The organism is Streptomyces sp. NPDC049813, assembly GCF_044465085.1.
Lineage (GTDB): Bacteria > Actinomycetota > Actinomycetes > Streptomycetales > Streptomycetaceae > Streptomyces.
This window is the reverse complement of the sequence record NZ_JBITLI010000017.1, coordinates 122,580-144,151: the sequence shown is the minus strand read 5'-3', so window position 1 is coordinate 144,151 and position 21,572 is coordinate 122,580. Positions and strand designations below refer to the sequence as shown.

The window sequence follows — 21,572 nt, the reverse complement described above, 5'->3', positions numbered from 1 at the left end:
TTCCACCGTATCGGCCGATCACGCCTGAGCCCGCGTCCCAGAACCGCGGACCGGGCGGTCACCCGTCACGCGGGACCACCACACCCCCTCGCCGCGCGTGAGCCCCGGCAGCGCCCGCTCCATGTCCGGCACCCTGCGGGCCGTCAGCCGGCCGGTGATCACCCACGTCTCCCGGCCGCCCGAAGCCGTCCCGAAATCGGCTCCGAGAGAGGCGAGTTGCCCGGTGACGGCAGACAGCGCGTCCAGCGGCACCTCCGCCTCGAAGGTGTGCAGCGGCTCGTACACCACCGTCCCGGCACGCTCCAGCGCCTGGCGCGTCACGAGTGCCGTCACGCTCCGGAAATCACCCGCGACGCTCACCGGGGAGTCGAACCCCGAGCGGACCATGGTGACCTGACAGTCCGTCACCGGCCAGCCGTGAGGCCCGCCCCGGGCCAGCGTGGCATACACGGTCTCCTCGACGGCCTGGTGGAAAGCCCGGGGCAGGGCGCCCAGTTCGGTCTCGTACGCGAAGACGTGGCCGCTGCCGGGCGGCCCCGGCTCGACGCGCACCCCCACGGTGGCGGGCAGCCCGGTCGTGCTGCGCCGGCCCATCTCCTCGACCGCGGTCCCCGTGCCCGCGGGCCGCTCCACGCAGCGGACGCGGCTCGGCTCGAAGGCCGCCGCGATACCGAACTCCTGTGCCAGCGTGGCCCCGAGGACCTCCTTCTGCACCTCGCCGTAGAGCAGCAACGAGGTGGAGCCGTCGGCCTCGGGGCGGGCGTGCAGCAGCGGGTCCTGGTCGGCCAGGTCGAGCAGGGCGGCACGCAGGGCGCCGCCCTGTCCGGGGCGGACGGCCCGGGCCAGCGTCTGCAGGGTCGGCGGGGCGAACCGGGCCCGTGCGTCCCGCGGTGCGCCGAACCGGTCGCCCACGCGCAGCGCCGCCGTGCTGCGCACCTCGGCGATCTGGCCCGGCCCCGCGGTGTCCCCGTCGGCTCCGGAGGGGCCACCGCCGACCCCGGCGCCCGCGCCGATGACGTGGACGCCGGTGAGCCGTCCGGTGATCCGCTCGGTGCCGCCTTCCGCGTCGCGCCGCAGGAACGTCACCTTCTGCCGGGCCCGCACCGTGCCTTCGTAGAGCCGTACGCTGCCGATCCGTTCGCCCGCGGGGCCGCGCCGGACCGCGAAGACGGTGCCGGACGGCGGTGCCGCGGCGCCCTGGGTCCCGGGCGCCGGCGCAGTGGTGCCCGGCAGGAACGTCCGTACGGCGTCGATCAGTTGGGGTACCCCCTGGCCGCCGATGGCCGAGCCGAACAGGACGGGGTGCATGGTGCCCTCCCCGGTCCGCGCGGCCAGCGCGGCGCGGACCGCAGCGGCGTCCGGCGCCACCCCGTCGACCAGGGCGGCCAGCATCGTCTCGTCGACCTCCGCCAGCGCGAGGGCGGCCTCGGCGCGCACCGCCGGGTCGTCGAGGCCGCGGGCGGCGACGGTGGCGTCCGGGGTGCCGGCGTCCCGCACGTCGGTGAGCGCCACCACGTGCGGGGTGAGGCGGCGGCGCACGTCGTCGAGGAGCCCGGCGGTCCGCGCGCCCGCGCGGTCGATCTTGTTGACGAAGACGAGCGTGGGCAGGCCGAGCCGCCGCAGCGTCTTGAGCAGCACGCGCGTCTGCGCCTGCACGCCCTCCACCGCGGAGATCAGCAACACGGCCCCGTCGAGCACGTCGAGGGCCCGCTCGACCTCGGCGACGAAGTCGCTGTGGCCCGGGGTGTCGATGAGGTTGATCTGGGTGTCGCCCACGGTGAACGCGGCGACGGCCGAGCGGATCGTGATGCCGCGCTGCCGCTCGATCGCGCCGGTGTCGGTGCGGGTGTCCCCGCCGTCGACGCTGCCGAGCCGGCCGATGGCGCCCGTGTCGAACAGGAGCCGCTCGGTGAGGCTGGTCTTACCGGCGTCGACGTGGGCGAGAATGCCGATGTTCAGGGTCGTGCGGGCCTGCGGGGTCTGCATGGAAGGTCGAGTCCTCGAGAGCGGGGGTCCGGCGGGGTCGCTGAACTGCTTCGAGGAATCGGCGCATGCGGGTCTCCTGAACCGGCGAGGACGTGTCCCGGCCATGGTGCCCAGCAGGTCACCGCCGGGCGCAACTCATTTTCCGCGGCCCGGGAAGCGCTCCACGAACCGCCTCTGCCACGGCGTCTCCACGGCGTGCCGGTCGTAGTGGCGGCGGACGAAGGCGACGGCGTCCGCGGCGGGCACCCCGTCCAGGACGGCGAGACAGGCCAGCGCCGTCCCGGTCCGGCCGCGTCCGCCGCCGCACGCCACCTCCACCCGCTCCCCGGCGGCCCGGTGCCAGGCGTCGAGCAGCACGGCCCCGGCCCGTCCGGGGTCGGACGGGAGCCGGAAGTCCGGCCAGCGCAGCCAGGTCACCTCCGGGCCGGCGGCCCGCGGACGGCGGCCGAGGAGGTGGACGGCGTAGGTCGCCGCGGGCCCCGGCGGCCGCGGGGCGCGCAGCCCGCGCCCGCGCACGAGCCGGCCGGAGGGCAGCCGCAGCACGCCCGGCCCGTCCGGCTGCCAGCTCATCGCGTGTCCCGTGCGGCGGCGAGCAGGAACCCGGCGAGCCGGCGGGCCCGTCCGAACGCGTCCGGGAACACGTCGAGCCCGGCCGAGACGAGCGCGCCCTCGTGCAGCAGCATCAGGGAGCGGCCGACCTCCCGTGCCGGGTCCGGCGCCACGTCCGCGGCGAGCCGCGTGAACAGCTCCAGCATCCACTGCTTCTGCCCGCTGATCACCGCGTACGCGGGGTGGGCCGGGTCGCTGATCTCGGCGTGCGCGTTCACCATGCAGCAGCCCTTGTCGCTGTGGGCCGCCGCCCACTCCTGGGAGGCGTCGAAGACCGCGAGGACCCGCTCCACCGGGGAGAGCGCCGCCGGGTCGTGGTGGGCGGCGAGGAAGGCCCGCCAGCGTGCGTCCCGCGTGAGCAGGTACTCGACGACGATCCGCTCCTTGGACCCGAACCGGTCGTAGAGCGTCTTCTTCGTGACGCCCGCCTCGGCCGCGATCAGATCCACCCCCACGGCGTGGATGCCGCGCTCGTAGAACAGCCGTGAGGCGGTCGCCAGGACGCGGCGGCCCCCCGGGGTCAGATCGGGACGGTCCGGATCGACGGCCGGCGGGGGCGGGGCCGGCGCGGCGGTGGTCGGCTTCGTACGCATGCGCTCCAGGGTAGACCGATCTGTATAGACCCGGCCAGGGCCGTCAGGAGGGCTGCACCGGCAGGCGGAGCCGCGTCCGCGCCGGGACCGGCCTCACGCCCCGCCGGTACCGGCCGGGCCCGGCCTCACGCCCCGCCGGTACCGGCCGGGACCAGGTGCCGGTTGGGGCGCACCGCCGCCACGGCCAGCTCCGGCACCTCCGCGACGACGACGCCCGCCCCGGCCAGCACCCCGATCCCGTCGGCGCCCGGCACGAATGTGTCCGGCTCCCGCCAGGCCGTCACCACCCGGCGCACGCCCGCGTCCACGATCAGCCGCGCGCACGGCTTCGGCCGCGACGCGCGCCGCGCGCACGGCTCCAGGCTGCTGTAGACGGTCGCGCCCGCCAGACGCGGTTCGCCGGCCGGCAGCTTGGCGAGCGCCGCCTCCTCGGCATGCACGACCGGGTCGCCCGCCTCCCGGGAGTGACCCCGGGCGAGCTCCGCCCCGTCGGCCGCGACGATCACCGCGCCGACACTGAACGCGGTCTCGGACGGCGGGCACCGCTCCGCCAGTTCGCAGGCGGTCCGCAGCCAGTGCCGGTCCGCCGCCGTGGCCGCCGCGTCGGTGCCCGGCGCGGTCGGCGCGTACCGCGTCACGATCACGTCGCCCACCCGCCCGGTGCCCAGGACCCGCATCCGGCCGCGCGGGCCGCCCGGGTACGCGCCGGGCCCGAACAGCCGGGGCGCGTCCGCCTCGCCGACCACCAACGGCGCGACGGCGAGCCGCAGTTCGTCCGCGAGACCCAGCTGGAGCAGTTGCGTGTGCACGCGCGCGCCGCCCTCGACCATCAGCCGGCGCACCCCCCGCGCCCCGAGGTCGTCCAGGAGCGCCGCCCACGCCACGGCCGGGCCGAGCGCCACCACGCCGGCGGCGCCGCCGAGCCGGGCGCGAGCGAGCCGCGCGCCCTCGTCCGTCGTGTAGAGCAGCCGCTCGCCGCCGGTCGTCCAGAACGGGTCCGCCCCGTCCAGGTCGCCGCCCCCGCTGACCGCCACCTTCAGCGGGAACTCGGGGCGTCCGGCCGCGGCCCGCTCCGCCCGCCGCCGCGCGGAGCCGACCAGCAGCCGCGGCCGGTCCGCGCGCAGCGTCCCCGCCCCGACGAGGATCGCGTCGCTCGCCGCGCGCTCCGCGTCGACCTGGTCGAAGTCCTCGGGACCGGACAGCAGCAGCCGCCGCGGCCCGGTGTCGTCGAGGCAGCCGTCGAGCGAGACGGCGGCGGACAGCAGCACGTAAGGGCGGGACATGGCGACTCCGTGACCGGTGGGGCGTACGCCCCGACCCTACCGAGGCGCCGGCGGCGTCCCGTCACCGAAGGGGCGTCCGCCGAGCCGCTCCCGGCCGTGCGGCGTCCGCCACCCCGAGAGCTCCGGCCCCCGCGGCACGATCGCGGTCGGGTTGATGCCGGTGTGCACCTGGTAGTAGTGGCGTTTGATGTGGTCGAAGTCGACGGTGTCACCGAACCCGGGGGTCTGGAACAGGTCCCGCGCGTACGCCCACAGGATCGGGTCCTCGGTCAGTTTGTTGCGGTTGCACTTGAAGTGGCCGTGGTACACCGCGTCGAACCGGACCAGCGTCGTGAACAGCCGGACGTCCGCCTCGGTGATCGTGTCGCCGACCAGGTAGCGCTGCCCGGCGAGCCGCTCGGAGAGCGCGTCCATCCGGCCGAACACCGCCTCGTACGCCTCGTCGTACGTGCTCTGCTCCGGCGCGAAGCCCGCCCGGTACACGCCGTTGTTCAGGTCCTGGTACACGTCCTCCATCACCGCGTCGATCTCCGCGCGCAGCGGCCCCGGATACAGGTCGGGCGCGCCGTCCCGGTGCAGGGCCGTCCACTGCGTGCTCAGGTCGAGCGTGAGCTGCTGGTAGTCGTTGGTGACGAGCTGTCCGGACGGGACGTCGACGATCGCGGGCACGCTGACACCCCCCGGATAGTCCTTCTCCCGTGCGTCGTAGGCCTCACTGAGATAGCGGATGCCGAGGACCGGGTCCCGGCCGTCCGGGTCCAGCGTGAACCGCCAGCTGCGGTCGTCCTGGATCGGGTCGGTCACCGCCAGCGGCAGCGCCTCCTCCAGGCCGAGCAGCCGCCGCACCACCAGCGCCCGGCTCGCCCACGGGCAGGCCAGGCTGACGACGAGCCGGTAGCGGCCCGCCTCCACGGGCCAGCCGTCGTGGCCGTCGGCCGTGATCCGGTCCGCGAAGTGGCTGCGGGACCGTTTGAAGGCCTTCTTGCCGAGCGAGTCGTTGCCGTTCACGGATCAACCTCCGGTGCCGGGTCCCGGTGCGGGCTTCGCTGTCGAGCCTTCCCCCGCGGAGCCCTTCTACGAACGTGGAGCCCGTCCGCGAACGCGACTCGGCTACGAACGCGGAGCCCGTCCGCGCACGCGGTGCCCGGCACCCCGCAGCGGGCGCTCGCCCGCGACTGGTGCCAGGCTCGGCAGAAACCGGAAGAGTTCCGACGTGCGGCGGCCGACCGCACGGCACGCGGAAGGCGCACGGCATGGCCCTCACCGGCAGCTACCTCACCCTGGACGACGGGCGCACCGCCGTCCGCCTCACCCGCACCTACGCCCGCCCGCGCGACCACGTCTGGGCGTACGTGACCGACCCCGCCCAGCTGCGGCACTGGTTCCCGTCCGCCTTCGAGGCCGGGGAGCTGAGCCCCGGAGCCCCGATCCGCTTCTACGACGACCCGCACGCCCCGGACACCGCCGAGGCCACCGGCACGGTCCTCACCGCCGACGCCCCCCGCCACCTCTCCTACAGCTGGGGCGCCGACGAACTCCGCTTCGACCTCGAACCGCTGCCCGACGGCGGCACCCGGCTCACCCTGACCGACGTCCTGGAGCGCTCCGACACCGCGGCGCGCACCGCCGCGGGCTGGGACGTCTGCCTCAGCGCCCTCGACGCGGCCGACCGCGGCGCCGCGTCGGACGGCGCGCACGCCGGGTCCCGCGCACCCTGGAAGGAGCTGTACGACGCCTACCGCGCCGCCGGATTCCCCTCCGGCGCACCCGTGCCGGGCCTGGACGACCTGAGCTGAGGAGGCCAGCTCCCGGCCACCAGGACGCCCGACGCGTAGGCGCGGGCGACGAGTTCGGTGCGGTTCGCCGCGCCCCACCGCCGCGCGAGGCGCCGCAGGTGATAGCTGCCGGCGACCACCTGACGGTGCTCCCCGCGCACGGACCCGACCTGGTCGAGCGAGCCCCGCGCGCGCTCGGCGCCGACCCCGACACGGTGCTCGACATCCGCGCCGCCCGGCCGCGCCGCGACACGCTCGCCGTCGACCGGCCCGTGACCGTCCGCGACCTGCTCACGCACCACGTCGAGGTGCAGCACCGGCCCACGCCCGCGCAGGTCGCCGTGCTCGCCGCCGCGAACCCGTGCCCGCCCGAGGCCGCCGCGCTCGCGGCGCTGCCCGCGGACGACCCGCGCACGTTCCTCGAACTGGTCGAGGCCCACCCGGCGCTGCGCTCCGCCCTCACCTGGGCCCAACTCCTCGACGTGCTGCCGCCGTTGCGGCCGCGCCACTACTCCGTCTCGTCGAGCCCCGCCGTCCGGCCCGGCCACGTGGACCTGATGGTGTCGGTCCTGGACGCGCCCGCCGCCCGCGGCGGCGGCCGCTACCGCGGCACCGGCTCCACCCACCTGGCGGCGCTGCGGCCCGGCGACACCGTGCTCGGCCGCATCCAGCCGTGCCGCGACGCCTTCCGTATCCCTTGCGACGCGTCCGGGCCGGTCGTGATGATCGCGGCGGGCACGGGCCTCGCGCCCTTCCGCGGCGCGATCGCCGACCGCCTCGCCCACGCGGCGTCGGGCGCCCGCCTGTCGCCCGCCCTCCTCTACTTCGGCTGCGACCACCCGGACCGGGACCTGCTGCACGCCGAGGAACTGCGCGCCGCGGACGCCGCCGGGGCGGTCTCGCTGCGCCCGGTCTTCAGCGAGGCCCCGGTGGACGGGCACGCGTTCGTGCAGCACCGGGTCGCCGCCGAGAGCGGCGAACTGTGGGCGTTGCTCGGGGCCGGCGCCCGCGTGTACGTCTGCGGGGACGGGGCCAGGATGGCGCCCGGCGTCCGGGCCGCCTTCCGCGATCTGTACCGCGCACACGTCCCGGGCGCCCGGGAGGGCGCTGCCGCCGATTGGCTCGCCGGGCTCGTCGCCGACGGCCGCTACGTGGAGGACGTGTACGGCGGCTGACCTCCCGTTACCCCGTTCGGCCCAGCCCCGCTGCACTAGCGGGATCGCCCGACCGGACGCAGAATCGGTTTATGTCCCTTTTGTCCGCGGGTGTGACGTGGCTCGGACTCGGCCTGACGCTCGACACGGCCGGGCTAGTGACATACGGCCTCGCGACGCTTCCCTGTTCGGGAGGGGTCCGCGAGGAGGATGCGGAGTCGGTCTGCCGTCCGGCGCGGCGCACCGCCGTGGCCCTGGGCGCGCTGGGCGTCGCGGCGATCGTCGTCAGCACGGTCTGCTTCGTCCTGCACGTCCGGAACTCCGGCTGAACCGGGCGACGCCACGGCAGCGGGGCCGCGTCGCCGACGCGGCCCCGCTGCCCGGCTGATCAGTTCGCGCCGCCCCCGTAGGGGCGGGTGATGACTTCCATGCCGTGGTTCGCCGGATCCATGAAGTACACGCCACGGCCGCCGTCGTTGCGGTTGATCTCGCCCGGCTGCTTGCCGTGCGGATCGGCGTAGTACGTGATACCGGCCTCCTGGATGCGCCGGAAGATGCCGTCGAACTCCTCCTCGCTGACGAGGAAGGCGTAGTGCTGGGTGACGAGGGACGCGGCGGGGACGGACGCGAAGTCCAGGGTCACGCCGTTGCTGAGGTCGAGCGCGACGAAAGGACCCCATGCGGCCCCGACGGTGAGCCCCAGGACGTGCGCGAGGAACTCGGCGGACTCCCGGTTGTCCCGGGCGGGCACGATGGTGTGGTTGAACTGGACGGACACGATGGATTGCCTCCGATGGGCAACTCCGGCACCTCCATGCCTCACCCGGACGGTGACCGGCACGCGATGCTGCCGGGGATAGTAGGCACACCGCGCGCGGGTCCGCCAGTGCGTCCGGCCGGTCCCGGCTCAGTCCAGCACGAGTTCCGGGTTGTACATGTCGAGCCACAGCGCCAGGTCCAGCGTGCGTTCCAGGCCGCGCCGGGAGGACTGGGCGGTCCCCGGCGCCTCCCGGTTCGCCGCGCGGGCCACGCGGTCGCGGTCGACCAGGTCGAAGACCCGGTGCGAGGGCCGGGAGAGCAGGTCCTTGGCGTGGTCCTGGAGCGCGAGGGCGTACTTCGGGTCCTGCGTCGAGGGGTAGGGGCTCTTGACCCGGTCGTACACCGACTGCGGAAGGACGTCCGCGGTCGCCTCGCGCAGCAGGCTCTTCTCCCGGCCGTCGAAGGACTTCAGCGCCCAGGGCGTGTTGTACACGTACTCGACCAGCCGGTGGTCGCAGAACGGCACCCGCACCTCCAGGCCCACCGCCATGCTCGCCCGGTCCTTGCGGTCGAGCAGCACCCGCACGAACCGGGTCAGGTGCAGGTGGCAGATGCGCCGCATCCGGTACTCGAAGTCGCTCTCCCCGTCGAGGCGCTGGATGCCGCTGACCGCGTTCGCGTAGCTGTCGGCGACGTAGCCCGCCAGATCGAGGCGCTTGCTCAGGTCCGGCCGGAGCACGTCCGCGTCGTCACCGAAGTGGCGGCCCATCCGCACGAGCCACGGGAACGTGTCGGCGTTGCGGGCCTCCTCGTCGAAGAACTGCAGGTAGCCGCCGAACACCTCGTCCGCCGACTCGCCGGAGAGCGCGACCGTGGAGTGCTCGCGGATGGCGCGGAAGAGCAGGTACAGCGAGGCGTCCATGTCGCCGAACCCGGCCGGGATGTCGCGGGCGCGGATCACCCGGGCCCGCACCTCCGGGTCGGCGAGCGCGTGCGAGTCGAGCACGATGTCGCGGTGGTCGGTGCCGGCCAGTCGCGCCACGTCGTGCACGAACGGGGTGTCGGGGGTGCCGCGCAGCTCGTCCGCGACGAAGTTCTCGGCCTGGCCGACGAAGTCGACCGCGAAGCTGCGCACGCTCTCGCCGCGCTCCGCCAGCTGCCGGGCCGCCAGCGCCGTCATCGCCGAGGAGTCGAGACCGCCCGACAGCAGCGTGCAGCGCGGCACGTCCGAGACCAGCTGGCGCCGGACGATGTCGTCGAGCAGGCCGCGCACCGTGGCGATGGTGGTGTCCCGGTCGTCGGTGTGCGCCCGGGTCTCCAGCGTCCAGTACGCGCGGCTGCGCAGCCCGGACCGGTCGACGGTGACCACGGTGCCCGGCTCGACCTCGTGCATCCCGTCCCACACCGCGTGCCCCGGAGTCTTCACGAACGTGAACAACTCGCGGAACCCGTCCAGCGTGACCCGGGAGGCGGCGAGCGGGTTGGCGAGGATCGCCTTGGGCTCGGAGCCGAACAGCACGCCGTCGGCCGTCCGGTAGAAGTAGAACGGCTTGATGCCCATCCGGTCGCGGATCATCAGCAGCTTGTCCACGCGGCCGTCCCAGACGGCGAACGCGTACATGCCGTTGAGTCGGCCGGGCAGCTCCTCGCCCCATTCGAGGTAGCCGCGCAGCACCACCTCGGTGTCCGAGTCGGTGCGGAACTCATGGCCGAGGGCGGCGAGTTCGGCGCGCAGTTCGGTGTAGTTGTACGTCTCGCCGGAGTAGACGAGGGCGACGGTGCCGCCCGGCGTCGTCGCGGTCATGGGCTGCCTGCCGCCCGGCAGGTCGATGATGGCGAGCCTGCGGTGGCCGAGCGCCGCGGGACCCTCGATCCAGGTGCCGCGGTCGTCGGGACCCCGGCACTCCATGGTCTGCGTCATCGCGTCCAACGCGTCGGCCGAGGCCCGCAGGTCGCGGTCGAAGGAGACCCAGCCGGTGATGCCACACATACGCTTCCTCCTGCTTCCCTTGCCGCCGTGGACAGCCGGGAACGACCCCGTTGACCTGCGGTGGGGCAGGCGCGGAGAAGCCCGGGGCCGAGTCGGTTGTACACGGCATCTATATGTCGAGCGTGTGTCATGGCGGCGGGCCCGGTCAACGTGTCCGTAACGCCGCGAACCGGTCGACCCGGGCAGTTTCGGCCGCCCGGCGGGCCGGTGAGCGGAACGATCCCCTTCGCAAATCCCTTGCTCATGCCGGGGGATGGAGATCCGTTGCCTCGGGCGACCAGTGCGATCCGGCCAAGGGCAAAGGTTTGATCAATCCTCTCCCGGAGGGGCCCCGGCCGGGCGGCCGCACGCCGTCACGCCGTCACGCGGAGCCGCCCCTCGAACGTCGCGGCGGCCAGGCCGAACGACAGCGTCATGCCCACCCCCGACGTCACCGACAGCGCCCGCACGCCCCGCGCCACCTCCCGGACCAGCAGCGGCCCGCGCGGACTGCTCGCGTAGACGCCCTGCCAGCGCTCGGTCACGCGGACCCCGGCCACGCCGAGCACCCGCGCGGCCTCGCGCAGCAGGAGGGCCGTCACCGCCTCGTCCTGGAAGGGGATCTCCGTGACGTCGTAGGCGTGCGAGTCGCCGACGAGCACCGAACCGTCGGGCAGCCGCGTGAACATCACGTTGGCCACGACGTCGAGCAGCGCGGCGCTGTGCCCCTGGACCTCGCGGCGCAGCGCCGGGGCCGACGGGGTCGCCGTGAAGGCGTCGTAGCGCAGCATCGAGGTGGCGGTCAGCACCGCGGCGTCGGTCCGCAGCCCGGCCGGTGCCTCGATGCGGGCCATCGAGAGCCGGCAGCGCTCGATCCCGTGGGCCGCCGCCTCCGCCGGGTACAGCCGGTCCAGGTCGTGCCCCACGCAGAGCAGGACCTGATCGCCGTGGACCGGGCCCCGGCTGGTGTGCACGGTGCCGGTCTCGACGCCGGTCACGTTCGTGCCCCAGACGACGGTGGCGCCGGGCTGCTGCGCGAGCCACGCGGCGAGCCGGGGCGCCGCCTGCCGCGGGTCGACCCGCAGGTCGGCCGGGAGCAGCGCGCCCCCGGCGAGATCGCCGCGGTCCTCGCCGGAGCGGCCGAGCGCGTCTCCCACCTGGTCCCGCGTGCGCAGGCGCACCGCGTCCGCGCCCCGCTCGGTGCGCAGCTCCTCCAGGACGGCCAGCTCGGTCGCCGAGCGGGCCACCACGAGGGCGCCCGCCTCGGGCGCCCACAGGCCGGCCCGCGCCGCCGCGTCCAGCCAGCCCGCGCGCGAGCGGGTGGCGAGGTCGAGGAGTTCGCCCCGCTGGGCGGTGACGCAGCAGTGCCCGAAGTTGCGGACGGACGCGCCGACGGGCCGCCAGTCCCGCTCGATCACCGTGACGCTCAGCCCGCGCCGCACCGCCTCCACGGCGTGCGCGAGGCCGACGATGCCCGCGCCGACCACGAGGAGGTCGCTGCGGCCGCGGGGCAGGGTGACGGGGGCGGGGGGTGCGGTGGTGAGACTCATGGCGTCCACACTGCGGAGCGGAGATCGACTCCGGCAAGAGCTGTCTATACAAGTTTCCCCGATGTTTACCAGATGGTGGGGCGGACCCGTCTTGTCCCGCACCAGCAGGAGCTGGGAGACTCGTCTTGTGAATACAAGTGACGCCGGGCCGCTGCATCAGCGGCTCGGAGCGGAGTTCCGGCGGCGGATCGCGGCGGGGGAGTGGCCCGAGGGGCTGCCCGTGCCGAGCGAGGCCCAGCTGTGCGAGGAGTTCGGCACCTCGCGCGGCCCGGTCCGCCAGGCCCTCGCCCAGCTGCGCGCGGAGGGGCACCTCGTGGGCGGCCGGGGCAGGCCGCCGGTCGCACGCCGCGTCACACCGTCCCAGCCGTTCGCCTCGCTGATGTCGTTCACGCAGTGGGCGCGCTCCATCGGGCGCGCCCCCGGGCAGTCCACCGTCGAGGTCGCCCGGCGGCGCGCGACGGCCGAGGCCGCGGCGCGCCTGGGCCTCGACGAAGGCGCCCCGGTCGTCGACCTGGTGCGGGTGCGGCAGCTGGACGGGGTGCCCGCCATGATCGAGCGCTCCACGTTCGTCCTGGAGGTGGGCGCCCACCTGTTCGCGGTCGACCCCGACGCCGGCTCCGTCTACGAGGCACTCACCTCACGCGGCGTCGACCTGCACCACGCCCGCCACACCATCGACGCGATCGCCGCGGACCGCACCGACGCGGGTCTGCTGGACGTCGCGCCGGGCGAACCCCTGCTGCGGGTCCGCCGGCTGGCGTTCACCGCCGACGGCGCGCCCGTCGAGTACGCGGACGACCGCTATCTGCCGTCGATGGCCACCTTCACCATCGAGAACACCGTCGGGGGGCGTACCGTCGCCGGCCGCGACCGCTCCGACGGCACCCCGCCCCACCCCACCCCTGAGGAAACCCAGTGATCGAACTCGCCGTCTTCGACATGGCAGGCACGACGATCGAGGAGCACGGCGCCGTGTACGCGGCGCTGCGCCACGCCGTCGAGTCGACCGGAGCCACGGTCTCCGCCGCCGACCTGCAGACCTGGATGGGTACCGACAAGCGCGAGGCCATCGCCGCGCTCGTCCGCATCGGCGGGGGCAGCCCCGACGCCCAGCTCGTCGAGCGCCAGTACGACGTGTTCCGCACGGACCTGGAGCGACGCTACAAGGAGGTGCCGCCGCTGCCGATAGCCGGCGCCGACACGGCCCTCGCCGAGCTCCGCGCCCGCGGCATCAGGACCGCGCTGACCACGGGGTTCAGCGACGACGTGGCGCTGCCGCTGCTCGCCTCGCTGGGCTGGTCGGCCGGCGAGGGCGGCAACCTCGACGCCGTCGTCACCGCCGACGAGGTGGGCCGCGGCCGGCCCGCGCCCTACATGATCCACCGCGCGATGGAGAAGACCGGCGTCGTCGACGTGCGGGCGGTGCTCGTGGCGGGGGACACGACCGTCGACCTGGAGGCCGGGACGAACGCCGGGGCCGGGGCCGTCGTGGGCGTGCTCACCGGCCAACTGAACCGCGGACAGCTCGAACAGGCCCCGCACACCCACATCGTGGCCTCGGTCGCGGACGTCCCCGGCCTCCCGGAGACCGCCCGCGACTGACGCCCCCGCGCCCGGCGGGCCGGTCAGGCCAGCGCCGCGTCCACGATCGCCTGCGCCTCGCTCTGCACCTGGGCGAGGTGCTCGGCGCCGCGGAACGACTCGGCGTAGATCTTGTACACGTCCTCCGTGCCGCTGGGGCGCGCGGCGAACCACGCGCTCTGCGTGGTCACCTTGAGGCCGCTGATCGCCGCCCCGTTGCCCGGGGCCTCGCTCAGCCGGGCGGTGACCGGCTCGCCCGCCAGCGTGTCCGCCGTGACCGCGTCCCCGGTCAGCTTCCCCAGGCGCGCCTTCTGCTCCTTGGTCGCCTTCGCGTCGATCCGCGCGTACGCGGCGCCGGTCGCCCCGAACTCGGCGGCGAGTCCGGCGTAGTAGACGGACGGCGTCTTGCCGGTCACCGCGAGGATCTCGGCGGCCAGCAGGGCGAGCAGGATGCCGTCCTTGTCCGTCGTCCAGACCGAGCCGTCCTTGCGGACGAAGCTCGCCCCGGCGCTCTCCTCGCCGCCGAACGCGACCGAGCCGTCGACCAGGCCCGGCACGAACCACTTGAACCCGACGGGCACTTCGACCAGTTCGCGGCCGAGCGAGGCGGCGACCCGGTCGATCACGGCGCTCGACACCAGGGTCTTGCCGACCGCCGCCGCGGCCGGCCACTGCGGCCGGTGCGAGAACAGGTAGTGGATGGCGACGGCCAGGTAGTGGTTGGGGTTCATCAGGCCGGCGTCCGGCGTGACGATGCCGTGCCGGTCCGCGTCGGCGTCGTTGCCGGTGAGCAGGTCGTAGTCGTGGCGGCGCGCCAGGACCGAGGCCATCGCCGGCGCCGACGACGGGTCCATGCGGATCTTGCCGTCCCAGTCGAGCGTCATGAAGCGCCACGTCGGGTCGACCGCCGGGTTCACGACGGTGAGGTCCAGCTCGTACATCTCGGCGATCCGCGCCCAGTAGTCGACGCTCGCCCCGCCCAGCGGGTCGGCCCCGATCCGCACGCCCGCCCGCCGGATGGCGTCCACGTCGATGATGGTCCGCAGGTCCTCGACGTAGCGCTCGCGGAAGTCGTACGGCTCGGGGGCCGGGGAGTCGGCGGTGCGCGGCGTCCACCCCGGGTCCGCCAGCAGCTCGTTGGCGCGCTCGGCGATCCAGGAGGTGGCCGTCGAGTCGGCGGGGCCGCCGTGCGGCGGGTTGTACTTGAAGCCGCCGTCCCGCGGCGGGTTGTGGCTCGGCGTGATGACGATGCCGTCGGCGCGGTCGGCCGGCTCCGCGCGGTTCCAGCGCAGGATCGCGTGGCTGAGCGCGGGCGTCGGGACGTAGCCGTCGAGGGCGTCGGCCATGACCCGGACGCCGTGCGCGGCCAGCACCCCGAGCGCCGTCTTCAGCGCGGGCGCGGACAGGGCGTGGGTGTCCGGGCCGATGAAGAGCGGCCCGGTGATGCCCTCGGCCGTGCGGTGCTCGACGATGGCCTGCGTGATCGCCGCGATGTGCTTCTCGTTGAAGGCGCCGTCGAGGCTGGAGCCGCGATGGCCACTCGTGCCGAAGACGACACGCTGCTCGGGGCGCGTGACGTCGGGCTCCCTCGTGTAATAAGCGTCGACCAGCTCGTCGAGGTCGACGAGGTCGTCCGGCCTGGCGGGGGTTCCTGCGCGGTCAGTCATGCGGACAGTCTCCCACCTGCACCGATGAGGTGTCCGGGGAGAAGGCCCCCCGCCGGCCGGTTTTTTCCGGCCTCCGGAGGCCGGGCGGTCAGTCCCTCCCCGGCGCGTTCTGTGTGCTCCCGGTGGCCTGTGCCGCCTTGCGTGCCGCGACGATCTCCGCGAGGGCCGCGACGACATGGGCCTCGACCGCGTCCTTGGTGACGCCCGCCGAACTGAGCACACCCGCGCCGTTCTCCTGCTCCAGGAGCGCGAGCAGGAGGTGCTCCGTGCCCACGTAGTTGTGCCCGAGGCGCAGCGCCTCCCGGAAGGTCAGCTCCAGGGCCTTCTTGGCGTCCGCGTCGAACGGCACCAGCTCCGGACCGTCCTCGACGGCGGGGGGCAGCGTCGCCGTCGCGGCCTGCCGCACGGAGTCCAGCAGCACCTCCTGCGCGCGGATCGCCCGGGCGGCCAGGCTCTCCGGCTCGTGCAGCAGTCCGAGGACGAGATGGGCGGTGCCGATGGTGGCGTTGCCGGCCGCGCGCGCCTCGTTCTGGGCGCCCATCACGACGTTGCGGGCGCGCGGGGTGTAGCGGGCGAACCCCTGCTCCGGGTCGATCTGCGCCTCGGCGCCCTTGGGGACGAAGCGCTTCTGCGCCGCCTGCCGGGTGACGCCCATGCTCTTGCCGATGTCGGTCCAGGAGGCGCCGGAGCGGCGGGCCTGGTCGACGAAGTGCCCGATCAGATGGTCGGCCACGTCACCGAGGTGGTCGGCCGCGATGACCGCGTCCTGGAGCTGGTCGAGGGTGTTGGAGTGGACCTTCTTGATGGCTTCGATCAGGTCGTCGAGACGGACGGGGTGCGTGGAGGCGACTGGTTCGGTCATGTGGCAACCGTAGGTTGACAGTGGAGGGTCGTCAACCCTTGGTTGACACCTGCGGGGTGAGCTCAGGCCGCGGGCGGATTCAGCCGCCGGAAGCCCTCCTGCGTCCGGTACGGGTAGTACGGATAGGGCGCGGTCACCTCGCTCGCCGCGTCGAGCCGGGCCACCTGATCCGGCGTCAGCTCCCAGCCGACGGCGCCCAGATTCTGCTTCAGCTGCTCTTCGGTGCGCGCACCGATCAGCACCGACGAGACGGTGGGCCGGCGCAGCAGCCAGTTGATGGCGATCTGCGGCAGCGCCTTGCCGGTCTCCCCGGCGATCTCGTCGAGCGCGTCGACGACCCGGTACAGGTGCTCGTCCGCGACCGGCGGCCCGAACTGTGCCGTCTGATGCAGCCGGCTCCGGGCCGGCAGCGGCTGCCCGCGCCGGACCTTGCCCGTGAGCCGCCCCCAGGCGAGGGGGCTCCACACCAGGGCGCCCACGCCCTGGTCGAGGCCGAGCGGCATCAGCTCCCACTCGTAGTCGCGACCCGCGAGCGAGTAGTACACCTGGTGCGCGGCGAACCGCGGCCGCCCGTGCTCGCGGGCCGCGGCGAGCCCCTTCATCAGCTGCCAGCCCGCGTAGTTGGAGACGCCGGTGTAGCGGATCTTGCCGGCCCGCACCAGGTCGTCGAGGGTGGACAGAAGCTCCTCCACCGGTGTCGCCGCGTCGTAGGCGTGCAGCTGGAACAGGTCGATGTGGTCGGTGTCCAGGCGGCGCAGCGCCGCCTCGACCGACCGGATCAGGCGCGAGCGCGAGGCCCCGGCGTCGAAGGGGCCCTCGCCGGTCGGCAGGGCCGCCTTGGTGGAGATCAGCGCCCGGTCGCGGCGGCCCTTGAGCGCCGCGCCCAGCACCTCCTCGGAGGCCCCGTCCGAGTAGACGTCGGCCGTGTCGAACAGGGTGACCCCGGCCTCCAGGCTCAGGTCGACCATGCGCCGGGCCTCGTCGACGCCCGCGGTGCCCCAGGCCGAGAACAGCGGGCCCCGGCCCCCGAACGTCCCGGCCCCGAAGCTGAGCGCGGGCACCTTCAGGCCGGACGTCCCCAACTGGCGGTACTCCATGACCATCTCCTTGCTAAACGGTTCGCTGGTTCCGTTAGTTCGTGCCGCAACCGTAGCAGGAGTCCGGTGTTAATGGAACCTGGGTTTCTTTAGGCAGGAACGGCGAAGGGTGGCCGGGCGGATCGCCCGGCCACCCTGTCCCGCCGGAGCCCGCTACCGCACGTGTCTCACGGCAGCAGGTTGATCTTGAACGTGGACGTCGTGTTCCTGATGTCCACCGCGTTGTCGCTCAACTTCAGGTTGTGGAAGGTGACTTCGCCGACGGCCGGGCCTTGGCCCGCCTCCGGCATCTCGTTCGCCCACAGGCCGAAGCCGGACTTCGCGTCGTAGGCGTCACCGCTCTTGCGTGCTCCGGTGATCGTCACGTCGGTCAGGATCGTGTCCTTGATCGGGAACTGCGGCTGGCCTCCCACGTAGTTGGTCTGGAACATGATGCCGCTGTACGTCGGGTCGACGATGTCGACGTCGGTCACCCGGATGCCCTGGAACACCTTCGACGCCGAGAACATCCAGATGCCCGGGAACGTCTGACCGCCCCAGAAATGGCCGCCGCAGCGGATGATCGAGGTGTTCTCCAGCGCGGTCGGGCCGGTGCCGAACCCGTTCATCGGATACCCGAAGTCCAGCGAGCTGATGGTGACGCCGGAGTAGACGAGGGTGTCCGCGACGAGGATGTTGCGGAACGTGTTGTCGTACCCGCCGTACACGGCGATGCCCGCCGCCCGCCACGTCAGCAGCGACGTCAGGTTCTCGAACACGTTGTTCTTCTCGTCCGCGCCGCCCGCGTCGATCGCCGAGAACAGCGCGAAGCTGTCGTCGCCGGTGGCCCGGGACTCGTTGTTCACGACGTGGTTGTCGGTCGAGCCGTTCGTCATGTTGACGCCGTCGGCAAACGTGTCCCGGATCCGGGAGTTCTTGACCGTGACCCGGTCGGTGTTGGCGCCCCAGTACAGGCAGACCGTGTGCTCGTTCCACACGTCGTCGATGGTGATGTCCGCGACGTTCGAGAAGTCGAAGACCTTGCCGGGTCCGTCGATGCGGGACGTGTAGTTCCCGAAGAAGGAGAAGTGCGCGAACGTCGAACCGTTGGCACTGGCCTCCGCGCGGAACCCGGCGTCCGTGTTCTCCTGCGACGACGGCGTGTGGAACCGGGTGAACCACGGCCCGGCGCCGACCACCTTCACCGCCTTGCCGTACACCTGGAACTTGTTCGACGTCTCGTAGTCACCGGCCGGCAGGTACACGCCGACGAGCTTGCCCGTCGTGTCCATCCGCACCCGGTCGAGCGCGTCCTGCACGGCCTGCTGCGAGAAGCCGGTCGGCGCGGTGTACGCCGCCGGATCCGGGTTGGGCAGCGCGGTCGCCTGCTCCAGGCTCACGAAGTCGACCGCGTACGACGTGTCGTTCGCGGCGTCCTTCTGCAGGCGGATCTTGCTGCCCTGCGGGACGGTCTTCCCGAGCAGCAGGTTCGCCTCGTCGTAGATGTGCCGGGGCGCACCCGCGCTCGGCGCGTTGCCGGGCCCGGTCTCGGCCCCGTACAACCAGGCATACTTCGACGTCAGGTCGATGGCCTTGAGGAAGGTGCCGTCGACGTACACGTTGAGCGTCGCGTCGCGTCCGCCGCCACCCGCCGCGTCCGGGATCGAGAACCGGGTGACGAGGGTGTTCGTCGGCGCCTTGGTGGTGAACTCGACGTACGAACCGGTGCTGTTCAGGGTCACGGCCTTGCGGCCCGAGGCCTCGCCCGCGAGGTCGCCGACCGTGCGGTTGGGCCCGAGGACCTTCGCACCGCCGCCGACCGTGCCGTCCTCCGCCTCGTAGGTGTCGTACGGCATGCTCGCGCCGCGCCCCACGAAGAGCGGCTGCGACGAGGTGTTGTTGTCGCGCTTGACCGGCAGCTCGTTGGCGTCGGCGGCCACCACGGTCTTCACCGTGAACTTGCCCTTGCCCGCCGTCCACGTGCCCAGCTTGACCGGCGCGGTCGCGCCACCGGCCGCGATCGACCCGTCGTAGGACCCGGTGAGGGTCTTCACGACGGTGCCGCCGGAGTCGGCGACGGTGAGCGTGATGCCGTGCGAGCCCGAGGCACTGGCCTGGTTGCCCTGGTTCCTGAGGACCGCGGAGAACGTCACCGTGTCGCCCTCACCCGGCGCGCTCGGCGACCAGGACACGGGCGAGGCCACCAGGTCGGCGCTGGTCACCGGCTTGACGACCAGCCCCGCCGCGCGGGTGTAGCCGTTGTTGCCCTCGTCGCGCTCCACCACCTTGTTGCCCGGGTCCACGACCGCGCCGAGCTGGTACGTGCCCGCCTCGTGCGCCCCGATGTCGGCGCTGACGGTCGCCGTCGCCCCGGCCGCGAGCGCGCCCACGGAGGCGGAGCCCGCCTTGTCGGAGCCGAGCGAGAAGTCCAGGCTGGTCGCGCCGCTCGCCTCGCTGCCCGCGTTGCGGACCGTCGCCGACAGGGTGATCCGGTCCGACTCCACCGGGGAGGCCGGCTGCGCGGTGATGTCCGTGACCAACAGGTCGGGGTTGGGAGCGGGCTCGCCCAGCACCTGGAACTCGGCCAACTGACCGGCCGGAGCGCCGGAGTTGGCGGTGAAGACGAGACGGACGTCCGCGACGCGCGCGGTGACCGGCACCGTCACGGTGTTCCCGCTCGCCGGGTTGAACGTGTACTCCTTCGCCGCGACCAGTGTCGTGAAGCCCGACGCCTTCTGCTCCCGGCCCTGCACCTCGATCTTCTGGGTACGGGTCGCCCACGCGCCGTCCGGGCTCAGCTTCAGGGCGAGCGAGGAGACGTCCGCGTTCGCGCCGAGCTGCACGGTCAGCGTGTTCGGGTAGGCACCCGCGCCGCCCTCCCAGTACGTGCTGGTGCTGTCGTCCACCGCGTTCTGCGCGACGAAGGTCTGCGTCGTGGAGGACGCCGTGACCGGCTTGCCCACGGCCAGGTTCGCGGCCGTCGTCGTGGAGCCGTTGCGGGTGACGGCGTTGCTGCTCGCGGACTGGTTGCCCGCCGCGTCCTTGGCGCGCACGGTGTACGTCACGGTCGCCGAAGCGGGCTGCGTGTCGGTGTACGTGGTGACGTCCCCGGCGACGGACTTGAGCAGGGTCCCGTTCGCGTAGAGGTCGTAGGCCGTGACCTTCACGTTGTCGGTGGAGGCCTGCCAGGCCAGCTTGACCTGTCCCTTGGTGGCCTCGGTGAAGGACAGGTTCCCCGGTGCGGTCGGGGCCTGCGTGTCACCCGAAGCGCCCTTGCGCGTCACCGAGTTGGAGTTCGCCGACTGGTTCCCTGCCGCGTCCTTGGCGCGCACGAAGTACGTGAGCGTCGCCGAGGCCGGCTGGGTGTCGGTGTAGGTCAGGGTGGTGCCGTCGACCGACGCGCGCAGCACCCCGTCCGCGTAGACGTCGTAGCCGGTGACCTTGACGTTGTCCGTTGCCGCCTTCCACGTCAGCTTGATCTGACCGGTCGCGGGCTCGGTGTAGGCGAGCGAGGAGGGCGCCCCGGGCGCCTCGGTGTCGCCGGTCGTGGGACCGTACACCTCCAGCTCGGACAGCTGGCCCGCCGGCTGGCGCGTGTTGGCGGTGACCAGTACGCGTACGTACCGCGTCGTCACCGTGTCGAAGGTCAGCGTCTGCTGCTGGCCGCCGGCCGCGGAGAACTCGTACGCCTTGGAGGCGACGAGGTCCTGGAAGTCCGAGCCGTTCGTGCTGGAGCGGACCGTCAGCGTCTGGGTCCTGCTCTCCCAGCCGGACGGCAGCCGCAGCACCACGCGGTTGACCCGTACCGAGGCACCGAGGTCCACCTGGACCCACTGCGGCAGCGCGTCGTTCTTGGACTCCCAGTAGCTGGCGACGTCCCCGTCCCCGGCGTTCGAGGCGGCGTACGTCTGCGTCGTGGAGCTCGCCGTGAACGTCTTGCCGCGCGCCAGGTTGGCCGAGGACTCGCTCGTGCCGTGCACCTCCAGCTCCGACAACTGGGCTGCCTGCCAGCCGGAGTTGGCGCTCACGACGACACGCACGTAGCGGGTCTGCGTCGCGGGGAAGGACACCGTGACGGTGTTCGCCGACCCGGGCGCGAAGGCGTACGACGCCGACGACTTCAACGTGTCGAACGTGGACCCGTCCGCGCTGCCCTGCACCGACAGCGTCTGGTTGCGGCTCTCCCAGGAGCCCGGCAGCCGCAGCACCACCTCGTCGACGCGGGCCGCCGACCCCAGGTCGACCTGTACCCACTGCGGCAGGTCGGAGCCCGAACTCTCCCAGTAGGTCCCGGCGTTGCCGTCGGTCACCTGGGACGCCTCGTACCCCGGCTTCGCGCTGCTGGCCTTCGCCGGCGCGCCCGCCGCCAGGTTCGGCCCGCCCGCGGCCTGCGCCGACAGGGCCGGCAGGCCGAGGAAGGCCAGGGCGAGCGCGAGCAGCGCGACCGTCAGGCCGCGCCACCCCCTCCGCCTGCTGGATCTGAGCGATATCTGTCCGAACATGCTGCCCCTGTCCCTGCATCCGAGTGCAGTGAAGCGAGTGTCCCAAGGATCAACATCAGTTTCTTGCGTTCAGTTGTTGGAGAATTGCAGAGTGATGTTGCCCAGTCCACTGTTTGCGCAGAGGTAGTTGCGATGAGGGAGAATCGGGAACCGTGCCCCGCAGGTCCGCCGGGGTGCCGCACGCAGTCCGCCCCGCACCGGAGGAA

General features: G+C 73.3%; 16 protein-coding genes and 1 pseudogene. 5 read left to right on the top strand and 12 right to left on the bottom strand.

The features are described from left to right. Window positions 1-18: 18 nt before the first annotated feature. From otr(A) to ACIBW6_RS29340, 5 genes are all read right to left on the bottom strand, one after another. Entirely contained in the window at window positions 19-1,986 is a 1,968-nt protein-coding gene (otr(A), locus tag ACIBW6_RS29360) for a tetracycline resistance ribosomal protection protein Otr(A) (protein ID WP_399064813.1), read from the bottom strand. 135 nt (window positions 1,987-2,121) lie between these two features. Continuing rightward, window positions 2,122-2,556: a protein phosphatase gene (locus ACIBW6_RS29355; RefSeq protein WP_399064811.1), complete on the bottom strand. Its 435-nt coding sequence runs from the start codon at window positions 2,554-2,556 to the stop codon at window positions 2,122-2,124. After that, on the bottom strand, window positions 2,553-3,188 hold the full coding sequence (locus ACIBW6_RS29350) for a TetR/AcrR family transcriptional regulator (RefSeq protein WP_399064809.1): 636 nt from the start codon (window positions 3,186-3,188) through the stop codon (window positions 2,553-2,555). The genes ACIBW6_RS29355 and ACIBW6_RS29350 overlap by 4 nt, the downstream gene beginning before the upstream one ends. A gap of 125 nt (window positions 3,189-3,313) precedes the next feature. Then, complete coding sequence (locus tag ACIBW6_RS29345) at window positions 3,314-4,471, bottom strand: dihydrofolate reductase family protein (RefSeq protein ID WP_399064807.1); 1,158 nt, start codon at window positions 4,469-4,471, stop codon at window positions 3,314-3,316. Window positions 4,472-4,507: 36 nt separating this feature from the next. Further along, the gene (locus ACIBW6_RS29340; RefSeq protein ID WP_399064805.1) at window positions 4,508-5,479 is read right to left on the bottom strand and encodes a glutathione S-transferase family protein; all 972 of its coding nucleotides are present in this window, start codon (window positions 5,477-5,479) and stop codon (window positions 4,508-4,510) included. Between the two features lie 245 nt (window positions 5,480-5,724). On the opposite strand from ACIBW6_RS29340, the gene ACIBW6_RS29335 reads away from it, so the two are divergent. From ACIBW6_RS29335 to ACIBW6_RS29325, 3 genes and pseudogenes are all read left to right on the top strand, one after another. Further along, complete coding sequence (locus ACIBW6_RS29335) at window positions 5,725-6,267, top strand: SRPBCC family protein (RefSeq protein ID WP_399064803.1); 543 nt, start codon at window positions 5,725-5,727, stop codon at window positions 6,265-6,267. A gap of 113 nt (window positions 6,268-6,380) precedes the next feature. After that, window positions 6,381-7,421, top strand: a pseudogene (locus tag ACIBW6_RS29330) (reductase); the annotation flags it as partial. 71 nt (window positions 7,422-7,492) lie between these two features. Continuing rightward, the gene (locus ACIBW6_RS29325) at window positions 7,493-7,729 is read left to right on the top strand and encodes a hypothetical protein (protein ID WP_399064801.1); all 237 of its coding nucleotides are present in this window, start codon (window positions 7,493-7,495) and stop codon (window positions 7,727-7,729) included. Between the two features lie 59 nt (window positions 7,730-7,788). On the opposite strand, the gene ACIBW6_RS29320 is transcribed toward ACIBW6_RS29325, so the two are convergent. The 3 genes from ACIBW6_RS29320 to ACIBW6_RS29310 all read right to left on the bottom strand — a co-directional run bounded on the left by ACIBW6_RS29320 (window position 7,789) and on the right by ACIBW6_RS29310 (window position 11,678). Further along, window positions 7,789-8,178: a VOC family protein gene (locus ACIBW6_RS29320; RefSeq protein ID WP_399064799.1), complete on the bottom strand. Its 390-nt coding sequence runs from the start codon at window positions 8,176-8,178 to the stop codon at window positions 7,789-7,791. Between the two features lie 129 nt (window positions 8,179-8,307). Continuing rightward, window positions 8,308-10,149, bottom strand: a complete 1,842-nt coding sequence (asnB, locus tag ACIBW6_RS29315) for an asparagine synthase (glutamine-hydrolyzing) (protein WP_399064797.1) — start codon at window positions 10,147-10,149, stop codon at window positions 8,308-8,310. Window positions 10,150-10,502: 353 nt separating this feature from the next. Next, on the bottom strand, window positions 10,503-11,678 hold the full coding sequence (locus tag ACIBW6_RS29310; RefSeq protein ID WP_399064795.1) for a TIGR03364 family FAD-dependent oxidoreductase: 1,176 nt from the start codon (window positions 11,676-11,678) through the stop codon (window positions 10,503-10,505). A gap of 127 nt (window positions 11,679-11,805) precedes the next feature. Between ACIBW6_RS29310 and ACIBW6_RS29305 the strand changes: the two genes are divergently transcribed. After that, window positions 11,806-12,597 (top strand): GntR family transcriptional regulator, encoded by a 792-nt coding sequence (locus ACIBW6_RS29305; RefSeq protein WP_399064793.1) that lies wholly within the window; start codon window positions 11,806-11,808, stop codon window positions 12,595-12,597. Further along, complete coding sequence (locus ACIBW6_RS29300; protein ID WP_399064791.1) at window positions 12,594-13,280, top strand: phosphonatase-like hydrolase; 687 nt, start codon at window positions 12,594-12,596, stop codon at window positions 13,278-13,280. The genes ACIBW6_RS29305 and ACIBW6_RS29300 overlap by 4 nt, the downstream gene beginning before the upstream one ends. Before the next feature lie 23 nt (window positions 13,281-13,303). Here the strand turns inward: ACIBW6_RS29300 and pgm are convergent, their stop codons facing one another. The 4 genes from pgm to ACIBW6_RS29280 all read right to left on the bottom strand — a co-directional run bounded on the left by pgm (window position 13,304) and on the right by ACIBW6_RS29280 (window position 21,366). Beyond that, window positions 13,304-14,926, bottom strand: coding sequence for a phosphoglucomutase (alpha-D-glucose-1,6-bisphosphate-dependent) (gene pgm, locus ACIBW6_RS29295; protein ID WP_399064789.1), 1,623 nt, complete (start codon window positions 14,924-14,926; stop codon window positions 13,304-13,306). Between the two features lie 88 nt (window positions 14,927-15,014). Continuing rightward, window positions 15,015-15,788, bottom strand: a complete 774-nt coding sequence (locus tag ACIBW6_RS29290) for a Clp protease N-terminal domain-containing protein (RefSeq protein WP_399064787.1) — start codon at window positions 15,786-15,788, stop codon at window positions 15,015-15,017. Window positions 15,789-15,850: 62 nt separating this feature from the next. Next, window positions 15,851-16,885, bottom strand: a complete 1,035-nt coding sequence (locus ACIBW6_RS29285) for an aldo/keto reductase (RefSeq protein ID WP_399064785.1) — start codon at window positions 16,883-16,885, stop codon at window positions 15,851-15,853. A 167-nt stretch (window positions 16,886-17,052) separates the two neighbouring features. After that, a complete protein-coding gene (locus tag ACIBW6_RS29280; protein WP_399064783.1) occupies window positions 17,053-21,366 on the bottom strand; it encodes a discoidin domain-containing protein in 4,314 nt (1,437 codons plus the stop codon). Between the last annotated feature and the right edge of the window lie 206 nt (window positions 21,367-21,572).

Coding starts and splice junctions, on each gene's coding strand:
- ACIBW6_RS29355 (WP_399064811.1), bottom strand. CDS start 2,556: ATGAGCTGGCAGCCGGACGGGCCGGGCGTGCTGCGGCTGCCCTCCGGC.
- ACIBW6_RS29350 (WP_399064809.1), bottom strand. CDS start 3,188: ATGCGTACGAAGCCGACCACCGCCGCGCCGGCCCCGCCCCCGCCGGCC.
- ACIBW6_RS29345 (WP_399064807.1), bottom strand. CDS start 4,471: ATGTCCCGCCCTTACGTGCTGCTGTCCGCCGCCGTCTCGCTCGACGGC.
- ACIBW6_RS29335 (WP_399064803.1), top strand. CDS start 5,725: ATGGCCCTCACCGGCAGCTACCTCACCCTGGACGACGGGCGCACCGCC.
- ACIBW6_RS29325 (WP_399064801.1), top strand. CDS start 7,493: ATGTCCCTTTTGTCCGCGGGTGTGACGTGGCTCGGACTCGGCCTGACG.
- asnB (WP_399064797.1), bottom strand. CDS start 10,149: ATGTGTGGCATCACCGGCTGGGTCTCCTTCGACCGCGACCTGCGGGCC.
- ACIBW6_RS29310 (WP_399064795.1), bottom strand. CDS start 11,678: ATGAGTCTCACCACCGCACCCCCCGCCCCCGTCACCCTGCCCCGCGGC.
- pgm (WP_399064789.1), bottom strand. CDS start 14,926: ATGACTGACCGCGCAGGAACCCCCGCCAGGCCGGACGACCTCGTCGAC.
- ACIBW6_RS29290 (WP_399064787.1), bottom strand. CDS start 15,788: ATGACCGAACCAGTCGCCTCCACGCACCCCGTCCGTCTCGACGACCTG.
- ACIBW6_RS29285 (WP_399064785.1), bottom strand. CDS start 16,885: ATGGAGTACCGCCAGTTGGGGACGTCCGGCCTGAAGGTGCCCGCGCTC.
- ACIBW6_RS29280 (WP_399064783.1), bottom strand. CDS start 21,366: ATGTTCGGACAGATATCGCTCAGATCCAGCAGGCGGAGGGGGTGGCGC.